Here is a 23913-nt window from a genome sequence, read left to right as displayed (position 1 = left end):
GGACAAGGAGATGAACGTTATGTCCATTTGGAAACCGCTTGTATTTTCCGCTATCGCAGCCGCTGTGCTCATTCCGAGCGCGAAGGCTCCTGCGCAAATCTCCGTAGGTATCGGAGTCGGAGGCGTCGCGCCGGTCTGCCCTTACGGCTACTTCGACTACGCACCCTATGATTGTGCTCCATATGGCTATTACGGTCCGGACTGGTTCGATGGCGGCGGCCTCTTTATCGGAGCCGGTCCCTGGTTCCATGGTCCTCGCGGGTTCTATGGCCACGTGGACAATCGCTATGACCCGCATTACGGGTACCACGGTCCCCTTCCCGGTCGCGGCGCTCAACCCTTCAACCACTTCCAAGGCAACGAGGCTCGTGATGGCCGAGGCCATATCGGCGAGGCTCCGCATGGTGGCGGAGGGGAACACGCGTTACCTGGATTCCACGGCGGTGGCGGCGGCGGCTTCCACGGTGGTGGTGGCGGCGGACACCACTAAAACTTAGTCAGCATCTGCAAATGAAACGGCCCTGTCTCTCAACGAGAGACAGGGCCGTTCGATGTTTTGGCCGAAGGCACAGAAGTTTAGAGCGCGCGGCAAAGTCTGCTCGTGCGAGGACGTGGTCGGTCAACGACTACGCAGACTGGATGTTCGAAGCCTGCTTGCCTTTGGGGCCCTGTGTAACGTCGAACTGGACCTTTTGGCCTTCCTGAAGCGACTTGAAGCCGCTGGACTGTATAGCTGAAAAGTGAGCGAAGAGGTCTTCGCCGCCGTCGTCAGGTGTGATGAAGCCGAAGCCTTTAGAGTCGTTGAACCATTTAACTGTGCCGGTAGCCATGCGGAAGTATAGCGCGAATAAGGGATAAGAGAGACGAAGACATCAAGATTTGCGCCGAAGGCCCGCCCAATTTGAATGGGCGAGCCTTCGGGATGCACACAATCGACAAATCTAGTTTGCGGCTACGGGAAAGGTGACGGACTCTGCGTTGGTAACAGTGACGGCCGAACCCAGAGGGGTTGCAGTGATGGGCTGGTTGCGGCCGGTCTTCTCGGTGCCTGAGGTTTTGCGGCCGACGAGTTCGATGCGGAGAGAGGTCCACCACGGCCTGAAGCTGCCTTCGGGTTTGGCCATCGAGACGGTGACGGCGCCATCGGCCGCGACGCTGCAGGTGAAGTGCTGGCGGAAGAAGCTTCCCTTGCGGAAGTCGTAGCTTACGCCGTCGTCCTGGTAGACGGTACCTTCGCAGTTGTCGCCGGGAAAGACGCGGAGGGTGAGTGGGCCGACGGGGCGCTCCTCGGTGGATTGCACGAGCGGAGCCATGGGGACGATGCTGCCGCCTTTGACGTAGACGGGCAGCTCCCCTTCTTTGGGCTGGACCATGACGGGCCTGGGGCCATTGTTGGCTGCGTCGCGGATTTCGAGATCGCGAGCGCCGACGGCGACGCGGCGATCGAGCTTTTCGCCGGTCCAGTAGTCGTACCAGATGCCCTGAGGGAGATGGACCTCGTAGGGGGCGACCTCATCGGGTGAGGGCGAGGCGGCGACGAGTATGCTGGGGCCGAAGAAGAACTCGCCCGGGGCGTCGCTATCGAGCGGATGGTTGTCGGAGGTGGCGTGCGGGAACTCTAGGAACAGCGGTCGCACGATGGGTAGGCCGTCGCGCGAGGTCTCCTCCGCGGTGGTGTAAAGGTAGGGCATGAGGCGATAGCGTTCTTCGATGTAGCGGCGGCGGATTGCTTCCTGCTCGGGGCCATCGACCCAGGGCTCATGATCGCGGGTGCCCTTGGCGGAGTGATCGCGGTCGATGGGCTGGAAGGCTGAGAGCATGAGCCAGCTGGTAAGTAAGGCGGGAGACGGTGAGCCAGCAAAGCCGCCAACGTCAGCACCGGACATGGCGAAGCCGCTGAGGCCGAGGTTGAGCAGCTGCGGCGTCGTCTGACGCAGGTGGTTCCAGGTGGAGGAGTTGTCGCCAGTCCATGTGGAGGCGTATCGCTGGCCGCCCGCATAGCTGGCGCGGGTCATCACGAAGGGACGCACGTTGGGGCGCAGCGCGAGTTGGCCGTCCCAGGTGGCGCGGGAGTTTTCCATGCCGTAGACGTTGTGGATCTCGGTGTGGGGCGCGGTGCGTTTGACGAAGCCGGGCTCGTCGATGCGATGCTGTACATCGTCGGGCATGGTCTTGGTGGGGTAGGTGAAGACGGCGGGTTCGTTCATGTCGTTCCAGAAGCCGGCTACGCCATCGGCGTCGAACTGCTTGTAGAGGGTGCCCCACCAGTCGCGGGTGCTCTTCTGCGTGAAGTCAGGAAAGACGGAAGGGCCGGGCCAGACGGTGCCGACGTATTCCTGACCGTGGAGCTTGACGAAGCGATCGCCTGCTTCGCCGGAGTCGTAAGGGGCGTAGCCCTGGTTGGGCAGATGGGCGATGTGGAGGTCGGTGATGACGATGGTGTGGAAGTGCTCGGCGGTCATCTTGTGAATGAGGCCGGGGAAATCAGGGAAGGTCTGCGGATCGACGGTGAAGGGGCGATTCTTTTCCTGGAAGTCGATGTCGAGCCAAAGGACATCGGTGGGGATTTGGTCGGCGCGGAGGCGTGCGGCGACCTCTTCGAGACGTGCTCGTGGGGTGTAGCTGTAGCGCGACTGCTGATAGCCCAGAGCCCAGAGGGGCGGCAGCGGCGTGGGGCCGGTGAGCCAGGCGTAGGTTTCGACGACGTGCTTCGGCTCAGGGCCATAGAGGAGGTAGTAGTCGACCGGGCCGCCGGGAGCGCCGAAGGTGTAACGGTCGGTGCGCTCGTGGCCAAAGTCGAACCAGGTGCGGAAGGTGTTATCGAAGAGGACGCCAAGGGTGCGACCTTCATGCATCTCGAGGAAGAACGGAATGGACTTGTAGATGGGGTCGGTGGATTCCTGCCAGCCGAAGTTGTCGGTGTTCCACATGACGAAGGATTCACCGGCGCGGTCGAGCGGTCCGGGCTTATCGCCGAGGCCGAAGAAGTGATCTTCGGGGGACTTAATCTTGTTGATGTGGAAGCCTGCGCCGTCGCGGGCGATGGGGGCGGCGTCGGACTGCAAGATGTGGCCTGCGAGATCGGTCACGGTGAGCTTGAGGTCGGAGCCGATGTGCACGGCAAGCGCGGAGGTCTTGAAGCCATCGTCGGAGGAGGTGACGGCGATGTGCGCGGTGCGTGCCTGCGGGAGTACAGCCCAGGAGGCGTCCTCTGCTGGATGGCCGAGGGGATAGAGACGGACGCGGAGTACGTCGTCGCGAAGCGCGTCGACACGCAGGGTATCGGTCTGGTCGGAGACCTCGATGCCGGAGTCGGTGTGATGTGAGTTAGTAGAAGTCTCGGCTTGCGAACACGCAGACGACAGCAACAGAGAACAAATAAGAAAAGAGGCTTGAGAGACGTTCATGCGGAGAGCTCCGTTCAAGGACAGTAATGAGTGCAGGGCCTAGTTCAGGTTGAAGATGACTGCCGATTCGGAGCCGAGGTGAAGCTTGAGCAGGTTCGGCTGGAGCGTTAGGGTGCCATCGCCGAGCAGGAGCTGCGCATGGGTGAGGCCTGCGAGTGTGGTTTCAGACGTGATCACGGAGAGGTCCTGCCCTGACTTGCTTTTGTTGACGGCGATGAGCACACGCTGCGTGCCCGCGGAACTTTCTAACACACGCGCATAAACCATGACATCTTTATCGACGGAGAGCAGCTGCTCGGTGCCGTGCTGCAGAGCGGGTGTCGTGCTGCGAAGTTGGAGCAGCTTCTGCAGGGAGTTGTACGCCTGTGCTTCTTCAGGCGTGCGGCCCTGCGACTGGAAGGCATCGTGCGAGGCAGGCGTAAAGCCACCGGGAAAGTCGCGACGGTCGTCGGGGTCGTCGCCACCACGCATGGCGAGTTCGTCGCCGGAGTAGATCTGGGGCATACCGCGCATGGTGGTGAGCACGGTGAACGCGAGTTGCAGCTTCGCCAGGGTGGCGGCGGGATCGTTCATGAAGCGGCTGGTGTCGTGGTTGCCGAGGAACGGGACAAGACGCTCGGGGTGCGGGAAGAGGTTGTCGAGGCGAAGGACTTCGGCGAGCTTGGACATGGGCGCGTCTTTGAGAAAGACCTCACGGAGAGCAAAGTAGCTGGGGAAGTCGAAGGGTGTGTCGAGGCCGGTATCGACACCCGTGCGCGTGACGCCAGCGGCGAAGGTAGAGGTGATGGTGGGATCGCCGTTGAAGACTTCGCCGACGCTGGTGAGATGCGGGTATGTGGCGTGGAGTTCGGCGTGGAAGTCGTGCCAGAAAGCGCGGCCGACATAGGGGAAGGTGTCGAGGCGGAGGCCGTCGACTCCCGCTTGCTCAACCCACCACATGGTGTTCTGGATGAGGTAGCGCTCGACGGCGGGGTCTTCCTGATTGAGGTCGGGCAGTACGTTGGCGAACCAGCCCTGCGTGATGTCCTTCTGGTCGCGCCAGGGAGCGTGAGGGTCGGTGATGGGAGCGAATTCTCCCTGGGCTTTATCGTGCTGCGCGAGCGTGCCGTGGAACCAGGTGGGGTCGGGGCTGTCGTTGACCCAAGGGTGCGCGGGGCCGATGTGATTGGGCACGCGATCGAGAACGAGCTTCATGTGGCGCGCGTGCAGAGCGGTTGCGAGGGCCTTGAGGTCGTCGAGGTTGCCGAAGTGCTCGTCAATGCGATAGAGGTCGGTAGCGCCGTAGCCGTGATAGCTCTGCGGCTCGTGATTCTCTTCGACGGGGGTGATCCAGACGGTGGTGATGCCGAGTTGCTGGAGGTAGTCGAGATGCTGCGTGATGCCGCGCAAGTCTCCGCCATGCCAGCCGCGGGGTTTTGCGAGCTCGTCTGCGTGATCGGGGCCATCGTTGGCGGGGTCACCGTCGGCAAAGCGATCGGGCATGATGAGGTACATAACGTCCGCGGAGGAGAAGCCTGCGAAGCCGTCGCTCGCGGCGCGGCGGGGCGCGAAGGTGTAGGAGATTTCGGTGGAGCCTGACTTGTTCTTTACTCGGATCTGAATAGTCTGGGGCTTCGACGGGTCTTCGGCAAGCCAAAGCTGTGCGTAGTGTCCGTTGGCGGAGTGCCCTACTTTTTGAAGATGAAGGTTGGTGTCGCTGAGGGTGAACTGTGCCGTGTCGAGGCCTTCGCCATAGGCGAGAAGCATAGGCGCGGGCATGGCGGGCCACCAGTTGGGCGGATCGATCTTGCAGATGTGCGGAGCCGGAGCAGCAGAGGTGTGGGTGTGACAGTCGGCTGGAAGTTCAGCGTGTGCGATGGTGCAACAGCTGGCAAGAACCAGCCCCCAAACGAGTTCCCGCCCAAAATACGACATCGTCAATTCCCTGACTCGTTCCTGCAAAGCGCGTGGCTTTGCGGTGGCTGCGAAGCATTGCTGCGAGGCGTTGCTGCGGAGCTTTGCTGCGAAATAAGGCGCCCCGATGATAGTCGATCGGGGCGCCTTTATCGGTGGTGTTGTTAGAAGGTGAACCGAGCGGCAAGCTGCAGCTGGCGTTGCGAGAATTGCTGCACACCAGTGATCTTGCCGTAGTTCGCGTCCGTCAGCACGCCATCGGGATTCGTGAACTGGGGCGTGTTGGTGATGTTGAACGCATCGCCATGCAGTTGGAGAACATATTTGTGGGTAAGGTAGATGTTCTTCTGGATGGAGATGTCCGCATCGCGCTGTCCGGGACCGTACAGCTTGTCACGTCCGATTGTGCCGAGGCGCGTGTAAACGATGTGGCCGTTCGCGGTGGTCTGCGAGGGCTGTGCGAATGCGGCGGTGTTGAACCAGGTGCCGAGGATCGTCTTCGGATAGCTGATGTTGCCGACAATATCCGGACGATCCGCCGTTACCGCGCCGTTCAGGCCGCCCGCAGAAAGATCAAACGGGTTGCCCGAAGAGAGACGACCGATGACGTTGAATTGCCAGCCAGCGATCAGCAGGTTTGTCGCATAGTTCACACCACCGCCGAAGCGCTTACCCTGCCCGAAGGGCAGCTGGTACACGATCGAGGAACTGAATACGTGACGCTGATCCTGTAGGGAGTTGCCGTAGTCTGCGCCGGGGTTGTAGTAGAGCGGAGCGGTGGACGACAGGTTCGATCCGGGCGAGTTATCCAATGCGTGAGACAGAGCGTATGACGCCGTAAGCAGGAGGTCTTCGCCCTGACGGTGCTCGTAGTGAACCTGCAGAGCGTTGTAGTTCGCGTTGCCGTTGTAGTTGTTGTAGGTGATCGTTCCGTAGGTCGGGAAGTTCTGGAGACCCGTGCCGAACTGATAGAGGTTGTAGTTGTAGTAGGTGGAAAGATGCTGTGCCACGGTTCCAACGTATGCCGCATCGATTACGTCATACCGGCCAAGCTGTCGGCTGATCTGGAGGTTGAACTCCTGGATCTGCTGGCTCTTGTCATTGCGATTGACGGCCAGCGTGCTGAGACCAGCCGGAGGCGTCGCGGGGTTGAAGCCGGGGTAGCCAGGTGCGGGAAGAGCGGTCGTCTGCTGCGAGTTTGTGGTGCAACCGTAGGTCGCACCCGGAGCAGGCGTCTGACCCGTGAACGTCACACAGTAACCATTCTGAGCGGAATACGAGAGGCTGCCGCCGAACGGTGCCTGCTGGCCGAGCTGATTGCTGATGCCACCGTAGTCCGGGAAGTAGAAGATGCCGTAACCGCCGCGGACAACCGTCTTACCGTTGCCGGTGACGTCGTAAGCGAAGCCGATACGGGGAGCGAAATCGTTGAAAGCGTTATTGATGATCGAGCGGGAGACGCCGTTGACACCAGCTTCGAGCACCTGACCGTAGGTCGGGCTGCTCTTGTTGATGTCGAACGAGGCCTGACGGTTCTGGGTCTCGTACGGACGGGTGAGGATGTCGTAACGAACGCCCAGTTGGAGTGTGAGCTTCTTGCTAACGCGCCAGTTGTCCTGGGCAAAGAATCCGTCCTCGTATGCGATGTTGCTGAAGTAGCCGTTCTGCGCACCGATGCTGTAGGAGTCCGTGAAACCTGCCAGCATTTCTGCCGAGGGGAAGCCGGTGAAGTCGCCTGCGCCGAAGTTGAAGTAGCCCTTACCCGAGATCGGGCGGAAGTACTCTGTGTTGCGCAGGATGCCACTCGCGCCGAAACTGAACGCGTGATGACCCTTTTGGTAGTCGACGGAATCGGTGATCTGGATGGTGTTCTGTGGAACGGCGTAGAGGCCGTAGTCACCGGTGTAGTCGACGCCGTTGTTGCCGCCGATGAGCGCACCACCGGTGGTCTCTTCATTACGGTTCGCGTTGACGATACCGAGCGACTGCGAAAGATATTGACCGTAGAACGGAGGCTGGTAACCGTAATTGTCGCGGTTATAGCCGATCAACAGCTGGTTGACGACCGTTGGAGAGAAGGTGTGGGTCTCGCCGAGCGCGTACGAGCGAGCGTGAACGTAGTTTGACCCCGAGCCGAAGCCTGAAGGTAGCGTGCCAAGTTCAGGGGTCTTGGTCTGGGTGGAGTTGTCGTAGCTGAAGCGAGCGAACATGAGATCGCGCGCGGTGGCGTTCCAGTCGAGACGAGCGTCGAAGGTGTTGTAGCGAACATTGGACTGTTGGTGGGTAAGGAAGTTATTGATGACACCCGCACGCGACGGTGCGGGATATGCGTTGAAGTAGTTAATGCCAGCTGCGTTGGGAGTGATACCGCCAGCGGAGAGCACGTTGCCGGGGATCGGAGCGCAGGTGGTGGGGTTGTAAAGCTGACCAGCCGCCGCCTTACCGCCCGAGTGAATAAGGCAGTAGGGCGTAGAGAACTGGCCGTCGACAACTGCACCGTTGGTGCTTGTGCCGTTCGGGGTAGTGTCGAAGTTTGGCGAGGTCGGCAGCAGTTCGCTAAAGTCGCCGGTGCGCATCCGTGCAGTGGGCACGGTCACGTAGTTGGCATTGACGGGCACCGTCTCACGGTAGGCCTGATAGTCACCAAAGATGAACAGCTTGTTCTTGATGATGGGAGCACCGAGGGAGATACCCGGCTGGTTGCGGTTGAAGGAGGGGTTGGCGCTCTTGGGGGCACCGAGGAACTGGTAGTTTGGGTTCGCATCGAACTTGCCGCTGCGGTAGTACCAGAACAACGAGCCGTGGATATTGTTGGTGCCGCTGCGGAGCGAGTTCGAGACGATAGCTCCGCCTGCACGTCCATACTGGGCCGGAGCGATGCTGGTGTCGACCTTGAACTCCTGGAGGGCGTCGATGTTGGGGAAGATCAAGATGGTGTTGAGCAGCGAGTCGTTGTCGTCGAGGCCGTCGAGCAGGTAGTTGTCTGCTTGAGGACGGAGACCGTTGACGGAGAGCGAACCGCCCCCGTTCTCGCTGTTGCGGAAGGTTTCGGAGTTGCCACTGACGCCGCTGGCGGCATCGCCGTAAGAGCCGCGGGTGACGCCCGGGGTGAGCAGGGCGAGGCCAGTGAAGTTGCGACCGTTCAGCGGGAGGTCGGTGACCTGCTTGCCAGAAATGACGGTGCCGAGGGAGGCGTTGCTGGTGTCGACGAGCGGGGTGGCATCGGAGACGGAGATGGACTGGGAGGTGGAACCGATCGCGAGCTTGAAGGCGAGGGTCTGGGAGGTGGCGACGACGACGGTGAAGTTCGCGCTCTGGCCTTGGAAGCCGTCGGCGGTGACAACTGCTTTATAGTCGCCGCGGGGCACGGTGGGGATACGGAACTCACCAGAGTCGTTCGACTTGGCGTTGAAGACGGTACCGGTCTGGGTCTCGGTGACGACGACGGTGGCGTTCGGGATGACGGCGCCGGTCTGGTCGGTGACGGTTCCGACGACGCTTCCGTTATCGGACTGGGCGTGGGCGATGGATGTGGCTCCGCATAGGCCGAGGGTCATAACGACAAACAGCAGAAGCAGTTTGCCCGCACTCCTGTACATTGATTTCATAAAATCAGACATCTTTGGCTCTCCAAAATTCTTACCTACCGGGGATGGATTCCCGAGTTAGGCCTTCGGACCTGACCCTCCTCTTGAGGCGAATCGGGTCCCTCCCTGCTGCGCAGAAGCTGACAGTCAGTGTCGGAGAGAACTCTCCTCTAATCTGTCGCATAATCGCAATAGTCTGGGGATAGTCTCTTGCTGAACAAGACATATCCCATCAACTCTTTTTGAATCAGCATCTTGAGAATTGAGATCAATTGTCCGGGTATACTGGAACAGGCAGCCAGGCACGAAGATAGAGATGCTTTGCGTTGCGCCCAGATGCATGTGAACATTCCATGAACTCCGATTCCCAACCTTCGCCTCGACTCTCGTTCGGCCTCTATGAGGCCGATCTGCATACGGGCGAGTTATGGAAGGCGGGCCGGAGAGTCAGGCTGCAGAGCCAGCCGTTCAAAGTGCTGGCGGCGCTGCTGGAACATCCGGGCGAGGTGGTTAGTCGGACGGATCTGCAGACCCTGATCTGGGGTAAGGACCAAGTGGGTGAGTTCGACCAGTCGCTGGGGACGGCGGTGAACAAGATTCGCGATGCGCTGGGCGACCATGCGGACAATCCCCGGTTCATTGAGACGCTGGCCCGGCGAGGATATCGTTTTATTGCTCCGGTGACGGTGCTGGCACACGAGCCAGTGCATGGGCCGTTGACTGCTGTTGAATCGGCACACGAGGCACCTGCGGCCGAGGATGTGACAGAGCCGATCGTTCCGGCGGAGGTGGTGATGCCTGCCGTGAGTGCAGCCGCGGCGGTAGTGGTGGAACCGATCGGTATGAAACTGCGGCGATCGGCCTGGCTGGTCGGGGGCGCAGTGGTTCTGGCATTCGGGCTGGGAGTGGTGGCGACGCGGCTACTGCATCATGACCTGCCGAAAGGAGCTGCTCCTTTATTGAGAGTGGAGCAGCTGACGCATGTGGGGAAGATTGCGCCGGGAATGCCGGGGATGGAGAGCCTGCCGGCTTCGGTGAGTGACGGGCTGCGCATCTTTGTGCCGATCCTGGTGGATGGCCGGACGGTGCTGTCGCGCGTGGACGTCCACACGGGAGCGGTGCAGCCGATCGATCTGCCACAGGAGGTGGCATCGCCGATGCTGGGCGACCTGTCGCCGGATATGTCGACGCTGCTGTTGAGGAACCACCTGTCGCCGGAGTCGGAGCAGCCGCTGTGGCTGGTTCCTGCAGATGGAGGCAGCGCGTTGCGGCTGCCGAACGTGACCGCGCATGATGCGACCTGGATGCCGGATGGCAAGAGCGTTTTATATGCGATTGGGAATGACCTAAGGATTCACCGGATCGACAGTGGCGTGTCGACTCTGTTTACGACGCTGCCGGGTCGGGCGCTGTGGCTGCGCTGGTCTCCGGATGGGAGCACGCTGCGGTTTACGCTCCTCGATCCGCTACGCCACACGATGCACCTGTGGCAGGTGGATAAGAGCGGCAAGGGATTGAAGACGGTGATCAGCGATGGCGACAAAAGGTCGTCCGAGTGCTGCGGTGTGTGGGCGGATGGTGGTAAGTCTTTTGTGTACCAGGTGAACCGCGATGGACACTCCGATATATGGAGGATCGACAGCCGACTCGGCTCGCGGCCGGTTCGTGTGACCGATGGACCGCTGGACTTTGCGGCGCCGGTGGCGGACGCGCACAGTAGCCGCATCTACTTCCTTGGCCTGGATGCGCAGTCGAAGCTGCAACGCTACGATCCTGCGCGGTCGCGCTTTGTGGCGGCGGATGGATTTCTGGCGGATGCCAGCCGGGTGGAGTACTCGCGGGACCACAAGTGGGTGCTATGGGTGGACCAGGCGGGGCGCGCGTGGCGGGCACATACGGACGGGACGGAGCAGATTCAGCTGACGTCGGATTCGCTACAGGTGTTTATTGCGCGCTGGTCGCCGAACGGACAGCAGATTGCGCTGATGGCGCGCGAGGCGAACGGGGCCTATCAGTTGTATGTGATGTCGGCCGAGGGCGGAAATGTGCAGCGACTGCCGACGGGTCAGCACAATGCTGCCGACCCTTCATGGTCTGCGGATGGAACTCAGATTGTGTTTGGGCGGCTGAACGATGTGATGGGCAACGAGGGCGAGCCGCGCTTTCTGGAGATGCTGAATGTTCGCACCGGAAAGTCGACGCCGGTGCCGCAATCGACGGGGATGTTCAGCCCGCGCTGGTCGCCGAACGGGCAGTATATTGCGGCCCTGTCGCTCGATCAGAATCAGCTGCTGCTATATGACGTGGCGACGCAGCGATGGAAGACGCTGGCGAGGACGACGGCGGCGGACCCCGTGTGGTCGCCGGACAGCCAGTCGATTTACATTCATGCGGCGCTGGCAGAGACGCAGCCGATCTATCGGGTGTCTGTGCCGGATGGCAAGCTGCAGGAGGTGACGAACCTGGGCAGCTTTTCCGACTCGCCTACAGATTACTTCTTTTCGGGGCTAAGTCTTTCGGACACGCCGATCGTTCGATCGAGAACGGCGACGGGCGATCTGTATACGCTGGACCTGAATGAAGGAAAGCACTAGCTCCTGTTTACGCAATGCTGCACGGCAGCGACGACGAAAGCAGAGGCACTGGGCATCGATGCTCTCCCCTTCATGGCTGGTGAGGTATGTGCTGTGAGGTTGGAAGACCTGCTGTGAGCCATCCCTGAAAACCGCCCTCGATATCGGTTGCGCGCCAGAGGCCGAGTTCCTGCAAAGCTGCCGCCGCGAGACTTGAGGTATAACCTTCAGAGCAAAAGACGATGATCTGTAAGTCGTAGCTGGTCGCGATTTGTAAACGAGCCTCCGACTTCGGATCAAATCGCCACTCGAGCACGTTGCGTTCGACAATCAAGGCCCCCGGGATATTGCCTTCTTGCGCACGTTGGACTTCGGGACGAATGTCCACCAGGATTGCCTGGGAGTGCGCCATGGCGTCGAAGGCGGCCGACGGGGAGAGACGTCGCAGGCGATCACGCGCTTCGGCAAGCATGAGGTCGATATTGGAAGCGCGCGTTGATTGGGGCGGTTTCCGCTGGTGTCGTTCCTTTGCAAGCGACTCCGCGCGGGCCGATGCCTGCTCACGCGACACAAGTTCGCTTCCCACCAGATCGTACTCATTCATCTCGGTCAACGGTGGTGAATAGGCATGAATGCTAACGGCCGGTCCGAGTGAGGCATTGCGGACATCGTGCGCGTAATGCTGCCCAAAGGCGCGAGGTCTGCCCGGGGTGATTTCTATGGGCGCCGCTCCTGGACGATGCTCTTCAAGCACGCCGGTTGCTACAACAAATGCTCCTGACGAGTCGCCATGATCGTGGAAGCCGGTCGATTGTGCGGGCATCCAGCTGATCGCCCAGACGTCGTAGTCGGTGCCGAGGTAGAGACGCTCATACCAGCGGTTTTCTGTGCGCAGACGGACGCGGTCGATCCATCCGTCTGATGCTGCGAATCGCGTGACGATATCAGCGAGTTCCTGGGGTGTCTTCCCTTCCGCCGGGTTGGGAGCAAGTGCGTTTTCCGATTCGGCAATGAGCCGTTCCTCTGTTGCGAGTGGCATAGGATCTCTCCAAAGCATCGACGTCAGCAAGGGGCCTGCGGATCAAGACAGGCCAGTTGACGGTGCTATGAGCAAGGTATGGAGATTTCGGATGAGCTTCGGAGGATGCGTTTCAGCGTATGGATATGTCGAGGCTCACCCAAGAAGAGAGTGATCGCAGCGACAACAAGGAACGAGGGGAAACGCCATATCGAGAAAGTAGCACGCCTCAGCGAGAGGGTCAATTGCGAATGATCAAACGGAGGTGGCGGTTGCACTCCGGGGAAAGCGTCCATGACCTCTACCTGTCGGCAGAGGTCATGGACGAAGGTGCGACGTCGGGGGAACTACCCCAGGTCGTGTTGGGAGTTGCGCCCATCTGCAACGTAAAAACTGCACCTGCTCTGATGTCGGCATAGCTGAACCACGGCTTTGACCAAGGCTTGCCGTTGAGCGCGGCCGATTGGATGTACATATTTTGTGTCGAATTCTTTCGGGCGACGATGTCCAGTTTTTTGCCATTACCGAGCACGAGCGACACCCTATCGAACAGAGGAGAACCGATGATGTATTCATCGCTCGATGGATCGACCGGATAGAAGCCCATGGCGCTCAGGGCGTACCAAGACGAGGTTGCTCCCTGATCATCCATGCCTGGATAGCCGTAGCCAGAGGCATCGCTTCCATACATCTCGGAGAGAATCTGACGCACCAGCTTCTGTGTCTTCCACGGTTGACCACTCCAATCGTAGTAGTACGGGGATTGCTGGTCCGGCTGGTTTCCTTGCACGTACTGGCCGATCAAGCCGGTGCAATCGCGGCAGATGCCTTTGGGATTGTAGGGAGTCGAAAAGAACTGATCTAGCTTTCGATCGAAGGCTTCACGTCCGCCAAGGAGGTTGATCAGCCCTTGCACGTCGTGTGGCTCAAGCCAGAGCGTCGACCAGCCTGAGGCCTCTTTCATCATGAAGTTGTAATACGGTTCCTGGGGATCGAAGGGCGAGATCCATTTGCCGTCTTCGGTACGGCCACGTATAAAGTCGACCGAGGGATCGAAGACATTTTTGTAGTTGGCGGCACGCTTCAGGAATACCTGCTCATCGTCTTTCTTGCCGAGGAGCGCAGCGTACTGCGCCATGGCGTGATCGTCCCAGGCGTATTCGAGAGTCGTTGCGGCTCCGGCTTTCCCGCCTGCATAGGGTGGGCTTGGGTTTCCTTTGGGAATGAAGTCTGAGATCCAGCCGTTCTTCTCATACTCGGCAAGGTACTGACGAGGACCGGCGGGATCGAGTGCGTTCTTGCGAAGGTATTCGTAGGCGGCGGCGTAGTCGAACGGGATGCCGCGCTTCCATGAGCCGAGGTACATGAAGACGGCGTTGTCGCCGTGAAAGGAGGTGTTCATGTAGCCGCGCTCGCGCGCCATGTCGAGTTCGGAGGCCATGATGTCTTTCATCCGCTCGGGCTCCATCATCTCGAGAAGCACGATCTGGTTGCGGCCCGTATCCCAGAAAGGTACGGGGCTGTAGCGGTCATGCGTGGCTACCTGAATCTTGCCGTTCGTATCTTTGAACTTCTCGCCTTTGGCGGCGATAAGTCGAGGGCTTGCGAAGGACTGGAAGAGCGTTGAGTAGAAAATCGTGCGCTGCTGCGGTGTACCGCCTTCTACCTGCACGCGATCGAGCAGCTTCGACCACTCTTTGCGAGCGGCCTCGTGAATGCCATCGAAGTTCCAGCCGGGGAGTTCTTCGTGCAGCCGCTGCTCCGCCTGCTCGTAGCTTGCTCCGTGCGCCATCTTCATCAGGATCTGCTCACCCGCTTTGGTGTGAAAGGTGAGATAGGTGCCTGCATAGCTGCCCTCGACGGTACGTGCGCCAGGATCAACGTCTTTGTCACCGATGCCCCAGCCTCTGCCGTCACCAGAGGATTTGCGGAAGATTCCGAGATCGACGAACGGCGCGGAAAACTCGGCGACGAAGTAGGCACCGTCCACCGCTCCGTTGTCTCGCGAGATACCGCGCACGGTATGATCTCCGACGATCTCCATCTGGCCGCCATGCGCTGGAAAATTCACGAGGATGTTGGCGCGTTCGCTTGCCGGGAAGGTAAAGCGCATCAGGCTCGCCCACCGAGTCGCTGTCAGTTCCACGCGAGTTTTGAAGGTGGCGAGGTCGACAGAGTAGTAGCCGGGAGTCGCCTTCTCTGCCGCTTTGTCATAGTAGCTTTCGCGATAGGCGGGAGGCATCGACCAGTCGCCGACGACCGGCGAGATGATGGGCTCGGCACCTCCACCATACGTGGCGCCCCCACCGCCGGTGAAGCCCAGCATCGTCGGGTTCGGGTAGTAATACGGGACCGGAACGCCGTTGGGAAAGCTCAACTCGATGTTGTTGTTTACGGGTGCGGCTTCGACGGAGCTGTGAGGTAAACGAGCTCCGGGCGAGGTCTGTCCCGAGTAGACGGGCTCGCCCGGAGGCGGCGCGTTTCCAATGAATTTCTGCTGGTCGAGCGGCGCGGTACCCACCAGAGTATTTACATAATCGATCGGTTGCTTCGAACTACTTTGAGCGACTGCTCCGGCGACCGATACAGCCGTGCTCAATGACAAGACGATGAGGCTTCGCACCGTTGCACGAGTCATGTTTCTTATTCCTCTTGAAGAGACGAGAGTGGTTCAACGGACTTGACGTTAGTTGCCCGCAGGAACAAGCGTGACACCGAAGACGATGACGTTGCGATTGGAAGGGAGAGTGAGGCTCTTCACTTCCTTTGCAGGATCGGTCTTCCATTCGTAAGCCCACAGGTGGAAGGGATTACCATCGACCGTGCCATCGCCCGCAATACGATAGGGCACGTCTGTGGCATCGCTTTCCCCACGGAAGCCTGCGGAGCCGGACCAGTCACTGAGACTCTGCGTAGCGGTTGAGGTGGTTCCATCTGTATAGGAGATGGTGAAGGGCTGCCGCGTCTGGTTCCCTTCGATGGCCGTCGCGAGAACATGGATGCTGCTGTACTTCCCTGCCGGGAGCGAGATGGTCTTACTCGATACAGCATCCGCGACGTTGGCGGGGCCGAGTTTGAAGATGACCTCACCCCCCACCTGCTCGCGACCGAGGGTCTCAGTTGCGAAGGAGTAACCTCCTCCATCTGCGCTGGCATTGGGTTCGAACTTTGTGCCCTTCTTATAGATTCCGTTAACGTTGAAGGCGGAGGAGAGATCAACCGGGACGGTTCCCTTGAGGATCGGAGTGACATTGAGATGGATTGTCTCTTCATGTTTGATGGAGCCGGAGGTCGCAATCACTCTAAAATCCGAGATGGTGGGCGCTGCGGTCTCCGCCGCTGAGATCGTGAGGGTCTGGGGAGCGGCGCTTTCTGAACTGAATTTTGCGGTGACACCAGCGGGAAGATCGATTGCGGTGAGCTTAGCTCCGCCATCAAAATTGCCTCGCGGAAGAACGACGATCCTGGTTGTCGCGGAGCGGCCCTGCGAGACAGCGACCTTGCCCGAAGTTGAGAGAGAGAAGTCCGGTGCGCCTGCGTTGGGGGATGGCAGCACGTCGTAGAGGGGCTCCAGCGGCTTTGCCTCCGTGTCCTCATTCGCGACGGAGATGGCGAGGATGCGGACGTTCGGATTTTTGGGGAGGGTGAGGGTCCTGGCACCCGCAGGCAGGTCGATGCCATAGGCGAAGAGATAGGAGTAGCTATACGCTACGTTCTTGCCTGCCGCATTGTGATGATGGCTGCTGTACCAAGCGAGATCGGCGCGCTTGATGAAGCCGGGCTTGAGACCGACCATCTCGCCGTAACCCTGTGAGGTATCGGCCGAGCTCCAAACACGTTCGTCCCATTGCCCGACGAAGCCGCCCCAGTTTTCAATGTTGAGCTTTGTCTTTCGGTCGCCCGCTTCGAACTCCGCAGACTGGTCGCCCGAGGATGAGGCTGCCAGCAGGTAGACGCGGTTGTAACTACCGGCGGGCAGCTGGATCTTTTGCCCACGTGTGATGACCGCGTTCGGCGTGTTAGTTTTTGCGGCTGCCAGATGGAAGACCACATCGTTGAAGGTCACTTGCGCAGGCAGCATCTCAGCGGGCAGCGAGTTGCCCTTGCCATCGAACCCGATCTTTTCGGCACTACCGTCGCTCGTCGCCGTTGCAACGTCATACTTCAGGGCGACAGGAATCGACTGTACCGCAGTGACGGTCGACGGTGCGGGCCCAAGTTTCAAAGCGAAGGCACGCGGCTGATACGCACCGAGCGAGGTGACGAGTTCACCCGCCTCGGTATGCGCCTCTCCCAGAGGCTGTTCCTGACCATTGACCTCGCGCGCACTTGTGACTGGCGCGGCGAAGGTCACGCGCACATCCTTCTGCGGCTTGCCATCGAGTTCAACAAGCCGCACGATGATCTCGTCGCTATCCTCCGCTTTCTTCATACCGAGGATGCGAACGCGCGGGTTGTTGATCTTTACGATGGAAAAGCTCTTTCCCAGAGAACCCGCATGCTTCGTGGCAGCAAACGACAGCAGCGGAGCGTTGAGTTCCTGTCCCTGCCAATCTGTCTGTGCGTCCCTCCAGCCATCGGCGTGTCCAGCAAATCCATACTTGAACTCGTGGTGTCCGATGTCCTGGGTCGCCTGATCTGTGTACCCTCCAGCGACGCCAGGCGTGCGAATCAAGGTGAGACGAATCGTGTGATCGTCCGGCTTATCGGAGCCGTTCTTGGCATCGGTCAGGACCGTCGCGCCAAACTTGCCGCTCATGTCCGTGAGATCGATCCACTGGTGCGATGGCACCTCGAACTTCTTAGGCTGTGCTGTTGGTCGATCAATCGTTCCGATGTCCCAGTTGTACGTAGCGTTTTCGTTCTCAGCGACCAGAGGGAAGGTGGCCTTCAGGTTTCGTTCTCGGGTGTTCCAGTCGATCACGTTGCCGAACTCGACGCGCTTGCCAGCCTGACCGCTTGCAAGACTGATCGTCTGCATAAAGCGGGAGCCTCCCGTCTCACGTGTCACCTCGATGGCGACGCGGACGGGACCCTTTTCTGCGATGCGTATCTTTGCAGGGCCTGAAACGTATTCCTTCGGAGCAGCCTGCTCTTGCGTCCAGTCCATGTTCCACGCGGGCCACTGCTCAGGGTTGTCGTAGGAGAGCGCGAGACGTGCGGGTGCAGAGAGAAGCTCCTTGTTCAACTGTTTGTCGAAGATGCTGGCAACATCGCCATCGCCGTTCAATGTAACCCGATAGTACGCATTTTCAAGTTCGTGGTCCGTTACGCGCAGATCAGAAGAAGCCGCCGCTTCGTTGTCTGCTGGCTCGACATCGTAGACGGCGTAGCCGATCGATGGGACCTTTGCGTTGAAGATCAGCTTGTCCTTCACCCTCTGTGAAGGAACAACATTCCCGTCAGGGCCGGTGACGCGGACGGTAGAAGGAGACTTGCCATTGAAGTCGAGAGACGCTTCCACAATATCTTCGCGGGGAACGTTCAGTTGATTGAACACCACCACAGGTATGCCCTTGGTCTGCGTATCGAGAGCCTGTGAGACCGCATCAGTGGCACTCTTCAGGACGACCGAGAACTGGTTCATGGCGATCACATCGTCGTTCCACGCGAAATCGTACGAGCGAGGTGTTGCAGTGCCTGCAGCAAGGTCGTGGAAGTGAGCAGCCATTGCGAGCGTCCAGGCATCATTGAGTCGTTCAAGTGGATAGCTGCGCCCTCCCAACCAGGCAGCGGCGAGAGAGGATTTTTCTGCAGCGTCGGCGAGGAGCTCTTCTGTGCGGATCCAGCGTTTTTGATACGCCTGCGAGGTAAGTGAACCAGCGGAGTGGTTGGTCAGCTCAAGCTCTCCGGTGTAGCGAGGCAGCGCCGCGGCTTCCGCCGGGGTGATGTCTTTGAACATCTGATCCGCTGTAGCAGAGACGACGTGGACGGGGCCGTTTCCTACAGTGACCATCGGCCACCCACCCTGTCGCCCGCTACGCATGCCGGAGCCATCAGCTGGTGGCATGTCGACCGAGCCCTTCGTGATGATCGCTTCCAAGCGCTTGACGGATTCTTCTCTCGGAGCTCCTCCGATGTCGCCGGTGCCGTAATAGTGGTAGTCGGCGAATAGCCCTGTCACTTTACCGTTGTTCAGAACACGCGCGGCCCAGTCTCCTTGGAAATGACGAGCTTCATCGAGCTGCCGCTGATGTTCGAGCGCCGATTGCTCCTGACGCAAAGCGAAGTACTGTTGCACCATGCCTGGATCGATTTGACCTTGGCTTGAATTCTGGCGTTGCACATCGACTGCCGAGAGCTTCTTCTCGATCTCCGGCAACAGCGGATTTAGCTGCATAGGAGGCAACGGAGTGCTCAGGTCAGTCGTAATGTCTCCGTTATAGGCCCCGGGATTGAAGGCCGCGATGACTCGCGAGCCATCCGGCCCGACCCATACGCCTACATTGAAGGGTGTGCCCTCAGGAGTGTTCTCCAGCGATTCAGGGCCGCCTACATTCGCAGACGATCCCCACGACAGCTTCTGGGTTGAGAAACCCTTCACGCCCGAGTGCGCAAGAATGCTCGGTAGCGACGACGGGAATCCGAAGCAGTCGGGAAGCATGTACTCTTCACTGGCTTTGCCGAAGGTCTTGAGGAACCACTTATTGCCATAGAGGATCTGCCGGATGACAGCCTCTGCGTTCGGCGCGTTGACGTCGCCTTCTTCCATGGACGATCCCGCGGGAAACCAGCGGCCCTCAGCGACGTAATGCTTCACGCGATTGAAGTCAGAGGGGTAATACTCCTCCATGAGCCGGTAGCGGTTCGCGCCACTGAAATTGAAGATGTAGTGCGGATACTTTTCAAAGAGATTGAAGTTATCGTGCATCGTCCGATAGAGGTATTCGTCGATGACCTGTGGATACTCCCAACGCCATTCGGTATCGAGATGCGCGTAGCCGACTGCATAGAGGGTAGGTTCTTTGGTGAGATCGGGTGCGGCTGCAGTTTGAGCGGTAGAGATGGCGGTGTAGGCAACAGAAGCCATCAGGACGGAGAACATGCGGGCACGCGAAAGATACATCCAGATCTCCAAAACGAACTAACGTTAAGATGGCTCTGCGGAGGGCCTGGATCCAGGCCCTCCGCATGAACCATGGTGATTAGAAAGAGAGTTTGCCACCGATTTGCAGGATCCTTGCAAAGTTGGCCTGGTTAGGTCCAATGGTACCGAAGCCACTCCAGCCGCCGTTCGGGGAGTAGGTCGCGGGCCCATCGTTCGGGTTTGTATCCGGACCACCCATCAATCGCGAGTTGGTCGCGTTGAAGGCGTCAAGACGCAAATCGAATCCGAGGCGACCAAAGATGCGGGTCGTCTTCTGCAACGACGCATCGAGGTTTGGTTGCGTGGGAGTGCGGACGGAGTCGATGTTCTGAACGAGAACACCATAGCCGTAGTCCGGCACACTTGTGTAGCAACTCTGGTCCTGATTGATCCAGTGACCCAACGCTGAACCCTTCGGAGACGCATAGCTACCGCCCTGGCAGTTGTAGTAAAAGCCTGTGTTGATGCTGACGGGTGTTCCGCTTTGTGCGGTGAAGACACCGCTTAGCGTCCAGCCACCAATCAGCCGATCGACCAGACCATTCGAGTTACCTAGAAAGGTGCGACCGTGACCGAAAGGAAGATCGTACACACTTGTTACAGCCAGTACGTGCGTGCGATCACTGCCATTGAGCTGGTGATAGCGCTCGATATCCTGGTAAGGCCAGCCGTTGCGATAGCCATCGGCATCCATGCTCTTCGACCACGTGTAGGCGATCTGGTAGCTGAATCCGCGCGCGCTGCCTCCGACGACGCGCTTCGACAATTTAACTAAGAGAGCGTGGTAGAAGTTACCGCCGAGCGGCGCGTTGTACTGACCGATCAGACCAGGACCGTTGCCATTGGCCGAGCAATACTGCGAGCCCGGCAGGAGGAGCGCGATCGCCTTGATCGTTTGCACCGTGCCGCACTGCCCCGGACCAGACATGCCCGCGACACCGTAATACGGATTCGGCACCTGCTGGTCATAGTACGAAGGGTCGGCAATCGCACGATCCTCCATCGCCTTAGTCGCCACACCATTGCGCCATAGGTTGACCCGGAGGCGATTCGTCAGATTACCCGCGTAGCTCACATCGAGCACCGTAGCGCCAGGCAGCTCACGCTGGAAGCCCAGCGACATAACCTGCTCGATGGGAATTTTGCGATCAGGGAAGTCAGCCTGAATGGTGCCATTGCCGACATCCGTCAGCAGACCGAGAGAGTTGCCGGTTGGCTTCAGCAGGCCGCTGGCGTAGGGATTGCCACTCTGGAATCCGGTTGTGGGAGTGTTTCCTCCATCCGTCGACGTTGTGTAGTTCGTACTCTGCGAATCGCCGATGCTGGAACCACCTTCCAATCCATAGGAGTACATGATGCCGTAGCCACCGCGAATAACAGTCTTCGCATTGATCTGATAAGCAATACCGAAGCGCGGACCGGCATTCGACCAGTCTGTATCGTATGCATCGCGCGATTGTCCATCCGTACCAGCGAACTGCAGACCACCTAGAACCTGCGACAGGCTTGACGTCGCAATGCCCGCTGCTGCCCAAGTTGCAAGATTTCCTGTGTTCTTGACGTTGGCCTGGTAGGTTGCATCATTCGTAAGCGGATTGACGCAGGTGAGGCAAAGTCCGCGATTCAGATTGTTGTGACGCTCACGCAGACCACGCTGTACGTCATAACGGAAACCCATGTTCATCGTGAGCTTCGGCGTCACGCGCCAGTTATCCTGGAAGTAGGCTGCGTAGACCGGATAGCCTTCCATGATGGAACCGATCCAGTCGACGCTACCACCTGTCGGCAGTCCAAGGTAGAAGGATGCCAATGCGGAGCCATTTTGATTATTGGTCGCCGTGCATTGACCCGTGGTGTCCTTGTAGCAATGCTCGTTCTGTGGGTTGTACTGTGTGAAGCCAGAGCCGAAGCCAAAGGTTCCGTTGGGGTTTCCGCCTCCGCTCGGGAAGCCACCGAACTGGAACTCATCGATTTCGCCGCCGATCTCCATGGTGTGACGACCGTGTGTCTTGGTGAAGTCGACGTTGAAAGCGAAGTTATTGGTGACATCGTTGTTGATGTTGTTGCCAAAGAATGCATTGTTGCTGATCAATCCGGTGCCCCAATCATCGCCAACGTTGAACTGAGGGACAATGCTGCGGCTGGTCGTAGCAGGTAGTGGCATCGCAAGGCCGATCGAGGTCGGACTCGGCTGCTCTGCGTAGTTGCTGTTTGGTGAACTCTCGTAGAAGCGGTCGAAGGCGATCTTGAAGTCGGCCGTCAACGAGGGCGAGAAGGTGTGTGTGAGGTCCTGGGTTGCTACGTAATTCTGATGGATCCAGTTGATATTGCCGTTCGCGGCGGGACCATTGAGACCGTTGTTGCTGCGGTACTCGGAGCCTTTCCAGTACAGGAAGTAGCTGTAGAGTTTGGTCTTGTCACTGAGGTTGTAATCGACGCGAAGCTGCGGCTGGTTGTAGTCGTACAGGTCAGGCGTGTTCGCGATGTAGTTATTCCCTTTTGCGAAATTCGCGTTCGCTGCAATGTTCGGTAGCGGGATGTACTTCAGTACCGCGGTAGAAATGGGGCTGATCATGTTCGCGGGGATTGCATTTCCTGCGAACTGCGTCTGTGCAATGTTGTTTGTGTTGCAGGACGTGACGGGCCCGCCAGATTTACAGGTCGCCGTTCCTGGCTGATAGATAGGAAGGCCATTCGGAAATTCTGCCGAGTCATACGTCTGGATCAAGCTGAAGTCGACGCCTGCATTGCCATTGAAGCCCGGGCGAAGATAGGCGGGCGCAACATTCTCAAGCTTGCCTCCAGCGATTGACTGGCGATAGCCCTCGAAGCCGAAGAAGAAGAACAATTTGTTCTTGATGATCGGGCCGCCCGCCGTGATCCAGAATTGATTTTGGACCTGTTGTTGCCGGGGAATGTCGTTGATGATGAACTGATTGATATTCGCGCCGAAGAGGCCACCATCCTCGTAAGCATAGTGCGCGGTGCCGTGGAACTGGTTGCCGCCGCTCTTGGTGTCAACGTTGATGGTACCGCCGCTGGTACGACCGAAGCGCGCGTCGTAGGTCTGCGTCATCACGTTGACCTCCTGTACGGAGTCAATGTTTGGAGATACGGTCCACTCACCGGCGCTGTGGTTGTCGTAGCTGAACTGGCTGGTGATGTTTGCACCGTTCAAGGTGAACTGATTGGTGCCGTTGACGCCGCCGCCGAGGCTGTAAGAAGAAGACACGTCCCAGCCGCGCGATCCAGAGTTGCCACCAGGACCGGCTTGGCTTGTTACCTGACTGCCGGGCGTTGTGCCGATCAGAGAGTAGGCCTGACCGCCGTTGAGCGGCACGTTTTCGAGCTCGCGCGCACCAAGGACGGTGCCACCGGATCCGGTGGATGTTTCAAGCATCGGAGGCGCATCGCTAACAGTTACGGTATCGCCCGCGTTTCCGACAGATAACTGAAAGTTCTGATTGAATGTCTGTGCTGTGAAGAGTGTGACTTGCTCCTGAATGTTGGTCTTGAAACCCTTTGCCTCGGCGGTGATCGTGTAGACGCCGGGCAGAACGTAATTGATGTAATAGACGCCCTTAGTGCTGGTCTTGCCGGTAAACTTCGTACCCGACTCAACGTTGGTCGCCGTAACCACGGTGCCGGGAATCAAGGCTCCTGACGGATCTGTGACCACACCGGTAAGGGTGGCGCGAAACTCCTGTGCCTGACACACAACTGCCGCGAACAAGAACGCGACCAGCCAGACGCCTCTTTTTGCAAAACGGGCGATAGAACGCATTTAGGTGGCTCTCCAAAGTCGAACTCAGCTTATGGCTGCATATCGTTCAAGCATGCTGAGCTTGAGAAGACAGCGTTGGAATGGTTTCCATCCGCATTGGTAGCGATTCCATAAGCTGCGGAGAATTGTTGTTCGAATGCAGGAAGACTGTCAATCGTATGGAGAGACTTTCCTTCCCGAGTCATCAAAGTTTTTTTGATAGCGCTAATTCTGCAACGCTGTAAGGGAGTGCCATCAAGACCGGAGACTAGGCAGGCTGGCAGCCGCAGGACTTCCGTAGAACGAGTTCCGTCTCAAGTACGATCTGTCGTCGCTGCTGAGGAGCGCCCCGCTTGGTTGAGTCCTGACTCAGCAGGCGCTCGAAGAGGAGTTCAGCTGCGGCGTGACCGATGGCTTCGATCGGTTGGCGGATGACACTGATCGAGGGCCGCAAAACAGCAGCCATCTCGAAGTCGTCGTAGCCCACCAGCGCGAGGGTCTCCGGCACCTTCACGCCGTGCTTCTGCAGCGTCTCGAAGACAGCGACCGTCGCGCTGTTCTTCAGCGTCAGGATCGCATCGGGCG

General features: G+C 59.0%; 11 protein-coding genes. 2 read left to right on the top strand and 9 right to left on the bottom strand.

The genetic code is table 11. The features are described 5' to 3' along the window. Positions 1 to 19: 19 nt before the first annotated feature. Positions 20 to 490 (top strand): hypothetical protein, encoded by a 471-nt coding sequence (locus OHL14_RS03295; RefSeq protein ID WP_263377888.1) that lies wholly within the window; start codon positions 20 to 22, stop codon positions 488 to 490. 136 nt (positions 491 to 626) lie between these two features. Here OHL14_RS03295 and cspE read toward each other — a convergent pair whose 3' ends face one another. The 4 genes from cspE to OHL14_RS03275 all read right to left on the bottom strand — a co-directional run bounded on the left by cspE (position 627) and on the right by OHL14_RS03275 (position 8920). Next, positions 627 to 830: a transcription antiterminator/RNA stability regulator CspE gene (gene cspE, locus OHL14_RS03290; protein WP_263377887.1), complete on the bottom strand. Its 204-nt coding sequence runs from the start codon at positions 828 to 830 to the stop codon at positions 627 to 629. A 111-nt stretch (positions 831 to 941) separates the two neighbouring features. Continuing rightward, a complete protein-coding gene (locus OHL14_RS03285) occupies positions 942 to 3407 on the bottom strand; it encodes a glycoside hydrolase family 31 protein (RefSeq protein WP_263377886.1) in 2466 nt (821 codons plus the stop codon). Between the two features lie 39 nt (positions 3408 to 3446). Then, a complete protein-coding gene (locus OHL14_RS03280) occupies positions 3447 to 5321 on the bottom strand; it encodes an alpha-amylase family glycosyl hydrolase (protein WP_263377885.1) in 1875 nt (624 codons plus the stop codon). A 143-nt stretch (positions 5322 to 5464) separates the two neighbouring features. Then, positions 5465 to 8920: a TonB-dependent receptor gene (locus OHL14_RS03275; protein ID WP_263377884.1), complete on the bottom strand. Its 3456-nt coding sequence runs from the start codon at positions 8918 to 8920 to the stop codon at positions 5465 to 5467. 320 nt (positions 8921 to 9240) lie between these two features. On the opposite strand from OHL14_RS03275, the gene OHL14_RS03270 reads away from it, so the two are divergent. Continuing rightward, the gene (locus OHL14_RS03270) at positions 9241 to 11481 is read left to right on the top strand and encodes a winged helix-turn-helix domain-containing protein (protein WP_263377883.1); all 2241 of its coding nucleotides are present in this window, start codon (positions 9241 to 9243) and stop codon (positions 11479 to 11481) included. A 70-nt stretch (positions 11482 to 11551) separates the two neighbouring features. Here OHL14_RS03270 and OHL14_RS03265 read toward each other — a convergent pair whose 3' ends face one another. From OHL14_RS03265 to OHL14_RS03245, 5 genes are all read right to left on the bottom strand, one after another. Beyond that, the gene (locus tag OHL14_RS03265) at positions 11552 to 12499 is read right to left on the bottom strand and encodes a rhodanese-like domain-containing protein (protein ID WP_263377882.1); all 948 of its coding nucleotides are present in this window, start codon (positions 12497 to 12499) and stop codon (positions 11552 to 11554) included. A 280-nt stretch (positions 12500 to 12779) separates the two neighbouring features. After that, positions 12780 to 15116 (bottom strand): GH92 family glycosyl hydrolase, encoded by a 2337-nt coding sequence (locus tag OHL14_RS03260; RefSeq protein WP_263377881.1) that lies wholly within the window; start codon positions 15114 to 15116, stop codon positions 12780 to 12782. 48 nt (positions 15117 to 15164) lie between these two features. Further along, positions 15165 to 19544, bottom strand: a complete 4380-nt coding sequence (locus OHL14_RS03255; RefSeq protein WP_263377880.1) for an alpha-mannosidase — start codon at positions 19542 to 19544, stop codon at positions 15165 to 15167. Between the two features lie 79 nt (positions 19545 to 19623). Beyond that, entirely contained in the window at positions 19624 to 23349 is a 3726-nt protein-coding gene (locus OHL14_RS03250; RefSeq protein WP_263377879.1) for a carboxypeptidase-like regulatory domain-containing protein, read from the bottom strand. 247 nt (positions 23350 to 23596) lie between these two features. Then, positions 23597 to 23913, bottom strand: a 317-nt coding sequence (locus tag OHL14_RS03245) for a substrate-binding domain-containing protein (RefSeq protein WP_263377878.1), incomplete at its 5' end; no start/stop codon positions are given.

It is taken from the genome of Granulicella paludicola (genome assembly GCF_025685545.1).
Taxonomy (GTDB): Bacteria; Acidobacteriota; Terriglobia; order Terriglobales; family Acidobacteriaceae; genus Granulicella; species Granulicella paludicola.
The sequence above is the reverse complement of the archived record's forward strand: the minus strand, read 5'-3'. Positions and strand labels throughout refer to the sequence as shown.

Bases quoted from the DNA above. Each gene is read 5' to 3' on its own strand.
- OHL14_RS03295 (WP_263377888.1), top strand. From the start codon at position 20: ATGTCCATTTGGAAACCGCTTGTATTTTCCGCTATCGCAGCCGCTGTG.
- cspE (WP_263377887.1), bottom strand. From the start codon at position 830: ATGGCTACCGGCACAGTTAAATGGTTCAACGACTCTAAAGGCTTCGGC.
- OHL14_RS03285 (WP_263377886.1), bottom strand. From the start codon at position 3,407: ATGAACGTCTCTCAAGCCTCTTTTCTTATTTGTTCTCTGTTGCTGTCG.
- OHL14_RS03280 (WP_263377885.1), bottom strand. From the start codon at position 5,321: ATGTCGTATTTTGGGCGGGAACTCGTTTGGGGGCTGGTTCTTGCCAGC.
- OHL14_RS03275 (WP_263377884.1), bottom strand. From the start codon at position 8,920: ATGTCTGATTTTATGAAATCAATGTACAGGAGTGCGGGCAAACTGCTT.
- OHL14_RS03270 (WP_263377883.1), top strand. From the start codon at position 9,241: ATGAACTCCGATTCCCAACCTTCGCCTCGACTCTCGTTCGGCCTCTAT.
- OHL14_RS03265 (WP_263377882.1), bottom strand. From the start codon at position 12,499: ATGCCACTCGCAACAGAGGAACGGCTCATTGCCGAATCGGAAAACGCA.
- OHL14_RS03260 (WP_263377881.1), bottom strand. From the start codon at position 15,116: ATGACTCGTGCAACGGTGCGAAGCCTCATCGTCTTGTCATTGAGCACG.
- OHL14_RS03255 (WP_263377880.1), bottom strand. From the start codon at position 19,544: ATGTATCTTTCGCGTGCCCGCATGTTCTCCGTCCTGATGGCTTCTGTT.
- OHL14_RS03250 (WP_263377879.1), bottom strand. From the start codon at position 23,349: ATGCGTTCTATCGCCCGTTTTGCAAAAAGAGGCGTCTGGCTGGTCGCG.